11 protein-coding genes and 1 pseudogene are annotated in these 12,010 nt (G+C 71.3%); 5 read left to right on the forward strand and 7 right to left on the reverse strand.

Annotated features, from left to right (window positions below; genetic code table 11):
* Both MVA01S_RS25240 and MVA01S_RS25245 read right to left on the reverse strand, forming a co-directional pair.
* Positions 1-580, reverse strand: a pseudogene (locus MVA01S_RS25240) (phospholipase D-like domain-containing protein); the annotation flags it as partial.
* A gap of 70 nt (positions 581-650) precedes the next feature.
* Positions 651-1,580, reverse strand: a complete 930-nt coding sequence (locus tag MVA01S_RS25245) for an AraC family transcriptional regulator (protein WP_003930822.1) — start codon at positions 1,578-1,580, stop codon at positions 651-653.
* Positions 1,581-1,660: 80 nt separating this feature from the next.
* On the opposite strand from MVA01S_RS25245, the gene MVA01S_RS25250 reads away from it, so the two are divergent.
* The 3 genes from MVA01S_RS25250 to MVA01S_RS25260 all read left to right on the forward strand — a co-directional run bounded on the left by MVA01S_RS25250 (position 1,661) and on the right by MVA01S_RS25260 (position 3,452).
* Positions 1,661-2,497: an NAD(P)H-binding protein gene (locus tag MVA01S_RS25250; protein ID WP_003930823.1), complete on the forward strand. Its 837-nt coding sequence runs from the start codon at positions 1,661-1,663 to the stop codon at positions 2,495-2,497.
* A complete protein-coding gene (locus MVA01S_RS25255) occupies positions 2,485-2,922 on the forward strand; it encodes a pyridoxamine 5'-phosphate oxidase family protein (RefSeq protein WP_003930824.1) in 438 nt (145 codons plus the stop codon). The genes MVA01S_RS25250 and MVA01S_RS25255 overlap by 13 nt, the downstream gene beginning before the upstream one ends.
* Positions 2,923-2,990: 68 nt before the next feature.
* The gene (locus tag MVA01S_RS25260) at positions 2,991-3,452 is read left to right on the forward strand and encodes a thiol-disulfide oxidoreductase DCC family protein (protein ID WP_003930825.1); all 462 of its coding nucleotides are present in this window, start codon (positions 2,991-2,993) and stop codon (positions 3,450-3,452) included.
* Between the two features lie 19 nt (positions 3,453-3,471).
* Here MVA01S_RS25260 and MVA01S_RS25265 read toward each other — a convergent pair whose 3' ends face one another.
* Positions 3,472-5,499: a M13 family metallopeptidase gene (locus tag MVA01S_RS25265; RefSeq protein WP_003930826.1), complete on the reverse strand. Its 2,028-nt coding sequence runs from the start codon at positions 5,497-5,499 to the stop codon at positions 3,472-3,474.
* Between the two features lie 53 nt (positions 5,500-5,552).
* Between MVA01S_RS25265 and MVA01S_RS25270 the strand changes: the two genes are divergently transcribed.
* The gene (locus tag MVA01S_RS25270; RefSeq protein ID WP_003930827.1) at positions 5,553-6,143 is read left to right on the forward strand and encodes a hypothetical protein; all 591 of its coding nucleotides are present in this window, start codon (positions 5,553-5,555) and stop codon (positions 6,141-6,143) included.
* Positions 6,140-6,829: a hypothetical protein gene (locus MVA01S_RS25275; RefSeq protein ID WP_003930828.1), complete on the forward strand. Its 690-nt coding sequence runs from the start codon at positions 6,140-6,142 to the stop codon at positions 6,827-6,829. The genes MVA01S_RS25270 and MVA01S_RS25275 overlap by 4 nt, the downstream gene beginning before the upstream one ends.
* Before the next feature lie 22 nt (positions 6,830-6,851).
* Here the strand turns inward: MVA01S_RS25275 and MVA01S_RS31755 are convergent, their stop codons facing one another.
* The 4 genes from MVA01S_RS31755 to MVA01S_RS25295 form a co-directional block, all read right to left on the reverse strand.
* Entirely contained in the window at positions 6,852-7,586 is a 735-nt protein-coding gene (locus tag MVA01S_RS31755; protein ID WP_003930829.1) for a TetR/AcrR family transcriptional regulator, read from the reverse strand.
* Positions 7,587-7,588: 2 nt separating this feature from the next.
* Positions 7,589-9,079, reverse strand: a complete 1,491-nt coding sequence (locus MVA01S_RS31760; protein WP_003930830.1) for a sodium:solute symporter family transporter — start codon at positions 9,077-9,079, stop codon at positions 7,589-7,591.
* A gap of 63 nt (positions 9,080-9,142) precedes the next feature.
* A complete protein-coding gene (locus MVA01S_RS25290; protein ID WP_003930831.1) occupies positions 9,143-10,171 on the reverse strand; it encodes an isopenicillin N synthase family dioxygenase in 1,029 nt (342 codons plus the stop codon).
* Between the two features lie 7 nt (positions 10,172-10,178).
* A partial coding sequence (locus tag MVA01S_RS25295; RefSeq protein WP_060941736.1) for an allophanate hydrolase-related protein occupies positions 10,179-12,010 on the reverse strand: 1,832 nt, incomplete at its 5' end.

Here is a 12,010-nt window from a genome sequence, read left to right on the forward strand (position 1 = left end):
GGCGGGGGCCGTAGGGCTGTCCCGCGGTCTGCCGGCCCGGGTCGTCGGGCAGGTGCGCGCGGGTGTCCCACCGCCCGACGGTCAGGTCGATGCCGCCGCAGAACGCCATCGCGTCGTCGATCACCACGATCTTCTGGTGATGCACCGCGCCGGTGGGCCGAGCACCGTCGACCGCGAAATGCATTCGGCTGGAGGTGATCTGGTTCAGCAGTGCCACCGGGGCCACGCCGAACCAGAATCCGTCGAACGCGGGCAGCAGCCGCAGGTTGGACTTGAGCAGATACACCTGCAGGTCGCGGCGGCTCAGCAGCAGCCAGTGCAGGAACATCCCCAGGTGGTCGGGCCCGGACAGCGTCGGTCCTTGCGGCTCGAAAGCCGTCTGCGAGTCCAGATCCCAGCCGATCAGCATGATGCGGCGTTCGGCGCGCAGCATCGCGGCCTTGACCGCGACCAGGTAGTCGGCGCCGTCCACGACGGGCGTGAAGCGGTTCGCCCGCGCCGTCTGCGTGCACGTCGACCCCGGCACGAGAAGCCGGTCGTCGGCCGCCCGCTCCGGCAGGCTCTGCAGCTGGTCTGACATCGTCTCACCTTCGGCCAGGCGACGCGGTCGCCCCGGATCTGGAGAGCGTATGCGGTCGCGGACGGCCCCGTCAGGCCACGGTGCGCCGGAACTCGCTGGGGTTGACGCCACGGACCCGTTTGAACGCCGCGCTGAACGCGAACGGATCCGAGTAGCCGACGGTGCGGGCGACCTCGGCCAGGGTCGCCGACCTGCGCTCCCGCATCACATCCACGGCCAGCGTCATCCGCCAGGCGGTGAGGTAGGTCAGCGGTGGTTCGCCGACCAGCTCGGTGAACCGTTTGGCCAGCGTCGACCGCGACACCCCGGTGCGGTCGGCCAGCAGCGAGACCGTCCACGGCGCGGCGGGCTCGGCGTGCAGCAGCCGCAGCGCGTCGCCCACCACCGGGTCGCGCTGGGCGGTCCACCAGGCCGGCGGTTCGCCGTCGGGCCGGTCGAACCACTCGCGCAGCGTGCACACCAGCATCCAGTCCAGCAGCCGGTCGAGCACCACCTGCTGGCCGGGGATGTCGAGCGCGACCTCGGCGGCCAGGTGGTCGAGCACCGCGTCGCCGGTGCCCCCGCCGGGGACCCGCAGCACGGTCGGCAGCGCGTCCAGCAGGCGCCGGTTGATCTCGCCCTGCACCGGGTAGGCGCCGACGATCAGCGTGGTCGCCCCGGCCTCGTCGCGCGCGACGTCGTGCCAGCCCAGCCGGTGCCTGGTGCCGCCGAGTTCCGGGGTCGCACAGAACTCTCCGCACGCGATCGGCTCCGCCGCGGTGCCGGGTTCGTCGACGAACCTGAACGTCGCGGGCCCCTTCACCACCAGGGTGTCGCCGGCATGCAACGGCTCGGCGTCGCCGTGCTCGAGCACGACCCAGCCCGCGCCGTCGAGCACGGTGCACAGGGTCAGCGGGGGTCCGTCGACGAAATGCAGCGACCATGGCGCGGTGAGCGTGGACGCGCCGAACAGCGAACCCTGTGCGCGCACTCCGCGGCAGAGGTCGTCGAAGACGTCCATCCCGTCAGGTTAGACGATCGCACAGGGAAATCGGCGGATCACCCATGGATTCGTCCGGGCGGGGGCCGTTCACTGGAGGCATGGCACACGACACCACACTCGTCCTCGGCGCCACCGGCAAGACCGGAAGGCGCGTCACTGCCCGGCTACGACTGGCCGGGGTCCCGGTGCGCACCGCATCGCGATCGAGCCCCACCCCGTTCGACTGGACGGACCCGGACGGTTGGGACGCCGTGCTCGACGGCGTCGGCGCCGTCTACGTGGTCGCCCCGACGGTGCCCGGCCCGGTCCACGAGTTCATCGCCCGCGCGGAGTCGGCCGGGGTGCGGCGCGCGGTGCTGCTGTCCGGCCGCGGCGCCGACACCTGGGGCGACTCCCCGTTCGGACTGGACATGCGCTCGGCCGAAGACGCGGTGCGCGGCTCGGCGCTGGAGTGGACCATCCTGCGGCCCAACAACTTCGACCAGGACTTCGACGAAGACGTGTTCCACGCTCCGCTGCTCGGCGGGACCCTGGCTCTTCCCGCGGGCGAGGTGCCCGAGCCGTTCATCGACGTCGAGGACGTCGCCGACGTGGCCGCCGCGGTACTCACCCAGCCGGGCAGGCATGCCGGGCTGGTGTACGAGATGTCGGGGCCACGCGCCCTGACCTTCGCGGAGGCGGCCGACCTGATCTCCCGCGCGTCCGGGATGCCGGTGACCTACAAGCAGATCTCGCCCGCCGAGTACACCGCGCAGCTGGTCGACGACGGCTGGGCCCGCACCGACGCCGAGCACGTCGCGGAGATGTTCGTGATGATGGCGCGCGCATCACTGGCCGAACCGGTGGACGGTGTCGCGCAGGTGCTGGGGCGGCCGCCCCGGACGTTCGAGGACTACGTCGTGCGGGCCGCCGCGGCTGGAGCGTGGCACCGGTGACCGCGGTCGAGACCACCCTGACCCCCGAGGACCGGGACTTCCTGCGGCGGCCGCTGCACGGATTCCTGACCGTGGCCGCCGGCCCCCGGCCGCCCCAGCCCCGGCCGGTGTGGTTCGAACTCACCACCGAGGACACGATCGAGTTGTTCACCGCCGCAGGCGCCGCCAAGGTGCGGCACCTGCGCGCCGACCCGCGGGCCTCCCTCGTGGTCGCCGCCCCGGTCGGCGAACGCGAACGGTGGGTGTCGGTCACCGGCCCGGTCACGGTGGAATCCGACGGGGCCGCCGACCTGGCCAGGCGGCTGGCCGCCCGGTACTGGGACCTCGACGACCCGGCGCGGGCCGCCGACCTCGAGGCGATGCTGGCCGACGAATACCTGCGTGTCGTGCTGCGTCCGCAGCGGGTCAGCCGCGTCGCGGTGTGACGTATCCCGCGGGGCGCGACCGGTTGCGCGACGACGCATCGGGAACCCATCGCCCAAGGAGGTTTCCGATGTCCGAGACTCACGACCGATCACCCGCCCCGACGGGCGCCCCGACCCGGCAGGACCCGCCGGTGCTGCTCTACGACGGCGTCTGCGGATTCTGCAACGGCGCCGTCCAGGCCATTCTGCGGCTGGACCGGCACGGGTCGCTGCGGTTCGCCGCACTCGACAGCGACTTCGCCCGAGGCGTCATCGACCGTCACCCGTTCCTGGCCGACGTCGACTCGGTGGTGTTCGTCGACGACCCTGGAGGCCCCGACGAGCAGGTCGCGGTCAAGTCCGCCGCGGCGCTGCGCGTCACCGACTATCTGGGCGGGCCGTGGCGGGCGCTGCGCGCGGCCGCGGTCATCCCGGCCCCGGTCCGCGACCGGCTCTACGACGGCTTCGCCCGCATCCGGTACCGGATCTTCGGCACCCACGACACCTGCCCGATCCCGGCGCCGGAGGTGCGCGCCCGCTTCCTGGGCTGACGCACCCCGGCAGCGGCGATCAATTCCAGATGTGCACGCGCCGTTCGGGTTCCAGGTACAGCTCGTCGTCGGGTCCGACCGCGAACGCATCGTAGAACGCGTCCATGTTGCGGATGACGCCGTTGCAGCGGAACTCCGGCGGCGAGTGCGGGTCCACGGCCAGTCGCCGGATCGCCTCGGCTTCACGGGATTTGGTGCGCCACACCTGGGCCCAGCCGAAGAACACGCGCTGCTCGCCGGTCAGTCCGTCGATCACCGGCGCCTCCTGCCCCTTCAGTGACAGCCGGTAGGCCAGCAGTGCTATTGAGAGGCCGCCGAGGTCGCCGATGTTCTCGCCGACGGTGAACGCGCCGTTCACATGATGCGACGGCTCCAGGCCGCGCGGCACGAACTCCTCGTACTGCTCGATCAAAGCCTTGGTGCGCTTGCCGAATTCGGCACGGTCCGCGTCGGTCCACCAGTCCACCAGGTTCCCGTCGCCGTCGTACTTGGCGCCCTGGTCGTCGAAGCCGTGCCCGATCTCGTGGCCGATGACCGCGCCGATGCCCCCGTAGTTGGCGGCGTCGTCGGCGTCGGCGTCGAAGAACGGCGGCTGCAGGATCGCGGCCGGGAACACGATCTCGTTCATGCCCGGGTTGTAGTACGCGTTGACCGTCTGCGGTGTCATGAACCATTCGTCGCGGTCCACCGGCCCGCCCAGCTTGGCCAGGTCCCGGTCGTACTCCAGCGCGTAGCCACGCCGGTAGTTGCCGTACAGGTCGTCGCGGGCGATCTCCAGCGCGGAGTAGTCGCGCCACTTGTTGGGGTAGCCGATCTTCGGGGTGAACTTGTCGAGCTTGACCAGCGCCTTCTCCCGGGTCTCGGGAGTCATCCAGTCCAGCGAGTTGATGCTCACCCGGTAGGCCTCGCGCAGATTGGCCACCAGCTCGTCCATCCGGGCTTTGGCCTGCGGCGGGAAGTACCGGTCCACGTACAGCCGGCCCAGCGCCTCACCCATCAGGCTCTCGACCACCGAGACACCCCGCTTCCAGCGATCCCTGATCTCCTCGGTTCCCGACAGTCGCTTGCCGTAGAACGAGAAGTCCTCGGCGATCAGCTCGTCGGTCAGCAGGAACGCCCTGGCGTGGATCACCCGCCAGCGCAGCCAGTTCTTCCAGACCTCCAGATCCTCGCCCGCCCACAGCGCGGCGAACGCGGTCAGGAAGTCGGGCTGGCGGACCACGACCTCGGCGGCCTGCTCGTCGCTGGCTCCGAGCCCGGACAGCCAGCCGGCCCAGTCGAAGCCGGGGGCCTGCTCGACGACCTCGGCGAAGGTGCGCAGGTTGTAGGTCAGGTCGGCGTCGCGGCGCTTCACCACATCCCAGTGCGCCGCGGCGATCTTCGTCTCCAGCGCGACGACCGCGGCGGCGGTGTCGGCATGCGCGGCGGAGTCCCCGCCGTAGACCAGGCCGAACATCGCGGCGATGTGTCCGGGATAGGCGGCCAGGATCTCGGCGTGCTGCTCCTCGCGGAAATAGGACTCGTCGGGCAGCCCGATCCCGGACTGGGTCAGGTGCAGCAGGTAGCGGCTGGAGTTCTTCGAGTCGGTGTCGACGTAGAGCCCGGTGCCGCCACCGACGCCGGTGCGCTGCAGCGACCCCATCACCCGGGCCAGCGCCTCGGGGGTGTCGGCCGCGTCGACGGCGGCCAGCTCGTCGAGCAGGGGTTGGAGGCCGCGCGCCCGGACGGTGTCCTCGTCCATGAAGCTGGCGAACAGGTCCCCGATGCGGGACGCGTCAGTTGAACCTGAGCTGCGGGACGCGTCGGCATCTGATGTCGCCGCCGAAGCGGCTTCGGCGATCAGGTCGCGGATCTGCTCCTCGGCGCGGTCGTACAGGGTCCGGAACGCACCGTCGGTGGCCCGGTCCGGCGGAATCCGGTACTCGGCCAGCCAGCGGCCGTTCACGTGGCCGAACAAGTCGTCCTGCGGCCGGGCGTCGGTGTCGACGTAGCGCAGATCGAGTCCGGAGTTGAGAGTCGACTTGGGCGATGTGGCTTCTACCGTCACTCCACCAGCCTGCCAGAAGTCCGGCTGACACCCGTCCAGGTAGCCTCACGCGCATGCCCGATGACGAGCAGCTTTCCCCGTCACCGCCGCGCGGTGACGGGGTCTTCAGCACCTACGGTGTGGTGTCGGCCGTGCTGGCGGTGGTCGCGGTCGCCGCCGCGGTGCTGGCGGCGGTGATCTGGACCGGGCACCGCGACGAGACGCACGAGCTGCGGTACCGGACCGAGGTGCTGCAGACCGCCGCCGACTGGACGGGCGTGCTGATCAACATGAACGCCGAGACCGTCGAGGCCGACCTGGCCACGCTGCACGAGGGCACCGTCGGCCAGCTCAACGCCGAGTTCGAGACCGTCGTCGAGCCCTACCGCGAGCTGGTGCGGACGTTGCGGTCGCGCACCACCGGGCAGATCGACTCGGTAGCGATCGAGACCATCCACCACGCCCAGCCCGGCGATCCGGCGCAGGAGCAGGAGCAGGGGCTGGAAGGGTTTTCGGCGCGCACCGACACTGTGATGGTGGTCGCGACGTCGCTGTCGGAGAACGCGGGCACCGAGAAGCCCCAGACCGTGCGATGGACGTTGCGGTTGGACGTGGCCGACGTCGACGGCAGGCTGGCGATCTCCCGACTGGAGCCGATCCGATGAGGAACCGGCTGCGGGTACTGGCCTTCGACCTGCTCGCGCCCGCGGCGGCAGTGGCCGCGCTGGTGTACATCGGGCTCGCACTGGGATGGCCGCTGTGGTGGGTGTCGGTGTGCTCGGTGCTGTGTGTGCTGGTGGTCGAAGGTGTCGTCGTCAACTTCGTGCTGGCCCGCCGGGACAAGGTCACCGTCGGCACCGACGACGACGGCCCCGGGCTGCGGCTGGCCGTGGTCGCCACGGCGACGGTCGCGCTGCTGGCCGCGGTGCTGGTCGGCTACGCCCAGTGGACCCGGCCCGATCAGGCGCTGCGCGCCGACACCGCCGCGGTGGCCGGTATCGCCAGCAGTGTCGCCGAGGCGTCGGCGACGTTCACCCCGCAGAGCCCGACCGCGGCGATCGACCGTGCCACGGCCCTGATGTCGCAGGCCAGCGCCGAGCGCTTCCAGAACGAATTTGCCGCGGTGGCAAAGGATCTGGGATCCAGAAACGTCTCTGCGCAGGCCAGCACGGTCTCGGCCGGGGTCGAGGCGATCGGGCCGGACGCGGCCAGCGTGGCCGTGATCCTGCGCGGCACGCAGAGCACCCCCGGCCAACGGCCCGCCACTGCGATCCTCGCGTTGCGGGTCGCGCTGTCGAAGACCGACGGCCGCTGGGTGGTCGAGGACGTCGCGCCGATCCACTCCCGCTGAATTCTCGGCTCCGCCGAGGTCGCTAACCGGTGACCGCGTCATCGCTCGTCTCGTTGATGACGACCTTCGACGCGGCGCGCAGCGCCGGCCAGTCACCGTGCCACCCCAGCACGTGCACCGCCAGGTCGGCGGTGCGCTGCGGCTGATCGGGGGCACCCAGTCCGTCGGCCCGCAGGTTGGGTAGCGACTCGACGAGCCGGAACACCGCGTCCTCGTCACCGCTGACGTCGAACCTGTCGTCCGGCGGCGCGCCCTGGGCGGTGACCACCCGGTGTGACAGTTCGCGGTAGGCCGCGCGCAACTCCGTACGTTGCCGGTGGAACTCCTCGAACTGCTGGTCGCGCACCTCCGGCAGCAGGTACAGGATGCCGAGATTCCACGGGTTGTCCCAGAGCAGCCGGCTGTCGATGAGGACCAGCGCGTGCAGCAGCACCGCAGGCGGCTCCGGCCGGTCCCGCAACCGGCGTGCCGCCACCAGCGACGACGCGACGGTGCCGCTGAGCAACGACGCGAGAATGTCGCTCTTGGTGCGGAAATGGTGGTACAGCGAAGCCTGCCGGATCCCCACCGCCTCGGCGATCTGGCGGGTCGAGGTGGCCGCGACACCGAGCGTGGTGAACAGCTCGGCGGCCGCGTCCAGCACCTCCTCCCGGGCGGTGGCACCTGGACGTTTCCGGTCTTCCAGGCGGGGCCGTCCGGTGGGGGTGCGCACGTGCCGATCCTGCCAGGTGTCCGCGGCCGGCACGTGCGCCCGCACGGTTACGGCTGTCCGCTCAGCGCCGCGCTCCGGTCGGCCGGCGTCACCTGCGGCGCCGGCTCCCCGGCCGCAGGCGTGCCGGTCCGCAGCGCGACCACCACATACGCCAGCAGCGATGCCGCACCGGCCAGCAGCGTGCTCCACCCGTCCCACGTGGTCGACACCGACTCGTTCGGCACGTACAGCAGGGTGTTGTCGACGCCGTAGATCGTCGGGGTGAGCACGAAGAACGTCAGCCGCACCCCGATCCCGACGACCACCGCCGCCACGGCCGCGGCCGCGCCGCCGCGGCGCCAGTACAGCCCGAGCACGAACGGCACCACCAGGCTGGCAAGCAACAGGTCGAAGGCCAGCGTGAGCAGGATCCCGGTCTGCGGAACGCGCAACGCCACCACGGCGGCCAGCGCCGCGATCGGCAGCGTCGTCCAGCGGGTTGCGGTCAGGATCCGGTGGGTCATCACCGCGGCGCCCTCGTCGACGCGGAACACGTTGCGCACCAACACCGATGCGGTGGACAGCAGGATGCCGCTGACCGTGGTCAGGGTGGCGGCGAGCAGCCCCGAGATCACGATGATGGCCAGCCATGCCGGCGCGTAGTCGGCAAGCAGCGTGAACAGGATGGGCCCGTCGGCGCTGGCGTCACCGACGATGCTGACCGCGGCCAGCGCGACGAACGACAGCGGCAGGCACAGCAGCAGGATGCCCGCCGACGCGGCGAAGCAGGCACGCTGCGCGGCGCCCGGGCTGTTGGCCGAGAACACCCGCTGCATCAGGTCGATGGCGACCAGGTTGCCCAGGCCCAGCGCGATGATCGTCGCCCAGTTGATCACCGCGCCCGACTCTGCGGACGTCAGCTGCGACAGGTTGTCGGCGCCGAAGCCCTCGGGCGCGGAGAAGCCGTGGGTGGTGGCCACCCAGATCACCAGCGCGGCAACGGCGACGACGTTGACGACCACCTGCGCCACCCCGGTGTACACGCTGGCGAACATGCCCCCGGTGATGGTGTAGAGCAGCGCCAACGGAATGGTCAGCAGAATGCCTGTGGCATAGGAGATACCGAGGAAGCGTTCCAGCAGGAAGCCGATCGCGACCAGGTTGCCGGCCAGCAGGATCACGAAGCTGCCGACGGTCAGCCAGGATGCGACCACCTCGATCGCCGGGCCGAAGCGGGACCGGAAGTACTCGGGCAGCGTCACCACGTTGGTGGTGCGCAGGCGTTTGGCGAAGAACAGACCCATCAGGAACAGGCACAGCGCGAGCCCGATCGGCAGCGCGGCGCCGGCCCAGAAGCCGAACGCCGCCGACAGGTCGGCGTTGCCGATGGTCGCGTTGGAGTCCACGGGCTGGGCGATGAGCACGGCGGTGACCAGCACCGCCGGCAGCGCCCGGCCGGCGACGAGATAGTTGGTGGTGTCACCGCGCACCCGGCGCGCGGAGACCACACCGCTGACGGTGAGGATGACGAGGAATATGGCGACGCCGGTGATGATCATGGCGGAACTCCAGAGGACGAAGGGTCGGGAGAGTGCCGGCGACGTTGCCGGAAGGAAACGGGATCAGTTGACGCCGACGGCCTTTCGGCCGAAGGTGGACAGCGGGTGGGCGCCCTCGGGCAGTGTCACCTCCCCCTGGGCCACGCGTTGTTGCAGATACCGGAAGCTCTGCGCGGTCTGGGCGAACAGGTGCTCGCCCGCGACGACCGCCGGCCGCGGCGGGTTGCCGTTGCCGGCGAAGGTGGGGAGCGGGGCCACCTCGGTGTCGTAGTCCACGTTGACGAACAGCGGGAACGAGTACCGCTCGGTGCTGACCTTGCGCACCCGGTGGGTGGTCGCGACGAACGCGCCGTTGGTCCAGATCTCCAGCAGGTCACCGATGTTCAGCACGAAGGCGTCGTCGATGAGCGGCACGTCGATCCAGTCGCCCGCGGTGTTGAGCACCTCCAGCCCGGGCGCGGTCGGCCGCAGCAACGTGAAGCACTCGTAGTCGGTGTGCGCGCCGATGCCCGGGCGGTCGGCGGCGTCGGGGTCGAAGGGATAGTGGATCAGGCGCAGCTGCGACGGCGGCGCGGTGACGTGCCGGTCGAACCGGTCGGCCGGTTCGCCCAGGGCCACCGCGAAGGCGCGCAGGAGTGTGCGGGACAGCGCGAAAACCGCGTCGTACCAGGCTGTCACGGCGTCACGGAAACCCGGCAGCTCGGGCCACTGGTTGGGGCCGAGCAGCGGATTTCCGGCCAGGTAGCGGGGATCGTCGGCAGGCAGGTCGAGGGAGACGTCGAATGCCTCCTTGGCGTCGACGGTGCCGGCCGAGAACACCTCCTCACCCGGCGGCACGTAGCCGCGGTGGTTGCTCGAGTGCCCGATGTAGACGCGGTGCTTGTCCTCCTCCGGTAACGCGAAGAACGCGCGGGTGCGCTCCAGCAGCGCCGCGAACAGTTCCGGATCCACGCCGTGGCCGACGATCTGGGCGAAGCCGACGTTGCGGGCGGCGGCGCCCAGCGCGTGCACCGCGGCGTCGTAGCCGGGCCCGGACCCGTCCCGCAGGGCGGAGATGTCGAGCACCGGGACTTCGGTGAAATGCGTTGTCATGGTCGTCCTATCGGGTCAACAGAGGACGGGCGGGGGCGGTGGCGGTCCAGCGGTGCCGGACTGTGGCGCCGTCGGGGGCGCGCTCGGCGACGGTGACGGCCCCGTCGGTCAGGTCGGGTGCCAGATCGTCGCCGACCCGGAACGGCAGCACCGAATCGGTGATGCGCCAGGTGCCGTCGATGACCGTGCCCAGCGAGATCTCCAAGTCCAGCAGTGCACGCGCCTGATCTATCTCGCTCTGGGTCAATGCTTCTCGCAGCGTGAGAGCGGGATCCCAGACGACATCGGGTCGGCGGCCGCACACGTAGCCGAAGCGGTCGCCGGTCCGCAGCAGCATCCCGGCCCGCCCGGTCTCGTCACGCAGTCGCAGTTCCAGATGCGGGCCGTCGACCGGATGCGGTGCGGCGACCCAGTCCTCGTGGTAGTCGCGGCCGACACCGGTCTCGACCACGATGTCGCCCACCCGGTGCAGCCGGCCGCGGTCGGGTAGCCCGTCGGCGGGGTGCAGGTCCACCTCGCGCTGCCAGGTGAACTCGTCGCCGTTGTCGAGCAGCGCCCCGGCGAAGCCCTCCCGGGCGCACAACGCGAGCAGCTCGTCCCGGGTGAGTCCGTTCAGTGAGGTCGCGGTGACGTCTGGTCCACCGGCCGGGACGCGCAGGTCGACGTAGAGGTCGCCGGCCTGCAGCCACTCGACGCGGGTGTGGCTGTCGACGGGCCTGCCCGGCACCGCCAGCGCGCGGCGCCGCCACACCCGGTGGGTGACGTCGGCGCGGGTGACGGGTTCGCCTGCGGTGGTGCGGCGCAGGTATCCGGGCCAGTCGCCGTGGTGGGAGATGTCGGTGCCGGCCAGCCACCCCTGCAGCGTGCAGCCGAACCCGACGACCTCGGTGTCGTCGGCCAGCCTGACCCGGCCCAGCGACATCGGCGCCGGCAGCGCGGTCAGGAAGTCGCCGAGCATCGCGGTGCCGATCCACCACAGTTCCCCGCGGATGCTCATCCCGGTCTCCGCGCCGACGCAGACCAGCCCCGGTTTGGGCGGATCGGTCCGCAGGTGGGCCATCCGGTACAGCGGCGCGGTCGCGGCCGGACCGCCCCAGCGGGCGCCACGCTGCTCGAGCTGCCAGACCAACGGCTGCCCGCGCAGGTGGGCGCCGACCACCAGCAGCGCGGTGGCGTCCAGCCCGGCGCGGGCCGGCCACGGTGGTGTGGTCCCGGGCGCGCATCCCGCCACGAGGCGCGCCAGGTCGAGCGCGACCGCGTCTGCTCCGGCGCGGGCCACCACACTGACCCCGAATTGTGCGCCGTCCGAGGTTGTTCCGGCCGGGACGGCGACCGCGCACAGGTCCATCAGGTTGCAGAAGTTGGTGTAGGTGCCCAGCCGGGAGTTCACCCCGACCGGGTCGGCGGCGACCTCGTCGATGGTCGGATGCTCGGTGGTGGTGGGGATCAGCAGCGCATCGCAGTCGCCCAGTTCGGCCATCGCCGCGGCGGTGAGTTCGGCCAGCCGCACCCGGTCGGCCAGCAGGCGGGTGGCAGGCACCGCGCCCGCGGCGGCGATGATGGCGCCGACGGTCGGGTCCACCTCGCCGCGGTGCGCGTCGACGAAATCGCCGACGGCCTCGTGCCGTTCGGCGACCAGCCCGCCGTCGTAGAGCAGCCGGGCCGCCTCCAGGAACGGGCCCATGTCGATCTCGACGAGTTCGATCCCGTTGCCCGCCAACCGGTCACACGCGTCCGCAAAGGCCTCCCGCCACGCCGGCGACAGCCCCGGCAGCGCGCTCGGCACGGCCACCTTCGGGTGCGGGGGCGCGGCCAGCGGAGCGTCCGGTGGGAACGGCC

The sequence above is a fragment of the Mycolicibacterium vaccae NBRC 14118 = CIP 105934 genome, from assembly GCF_001552715.1.
Taxonomy (GTDB): Bacteria; Actinomycetota; Actinomycetes; order Mycobacteriales; family Mycobacteriaceae; genus Mycobacterium; species Mycobacterium vaccae.

Excerpts from the sequence above, each read along its gene's own strand:
- MVA01S_RS31760 (WP_003930830.1), bottom strand. The coding sequence starts at position 9,079 with ATGATCATCACCGGCGTCGCCATATTCCTCGTCATCCTCACCGTCAGC.
- MVA01S_RS25260 (WP_003930825.1), top strand. The coding sequence starts at position 2,991 with ATGTCCGAGACTCACGACCGATCACCCGCCCCGACGGGCGCCCCGACC.
- MVA01S_RS25245 (WP_003930822.1), bottom strand. The coding sequence starts at position 1,580 with ATGGACGTCTTCGACGACCTCTGCCGCGGAGTGCGCGCACAGGGTTCG.
- MVA01S_RS25250 (WP_003930823.1), top strand. The coding sequence starts at position 1,661 with ATGGCACACGACACCACACTCGTCCTCGGCGCCACCGGCAAGACCGGA.
- MVA01S_RS25290 (WP_003930831.1), bottom strand. The coding sequence starts at position 10,171 with ATGACAACGCATTTCACCGAAGTCCCGGTGCTCGACATCTCCGCCCTG.
- MVA01S_RS25270 (WP_003930827.1), top strand. The coding sequence starts at position 5,553 with ATGCCCGATGACGAGCAGCTTTCCCCGTCACCGCCGCGCGGTGACGGG.
- MVA01S_RS25275 (WP_003930828.1), top strand. The coding sequence starts at position 6,140 with ATGAGGAACCGGCTGCGGGTACTGGCCTTCGACCTGCTCGCGCCCGCG.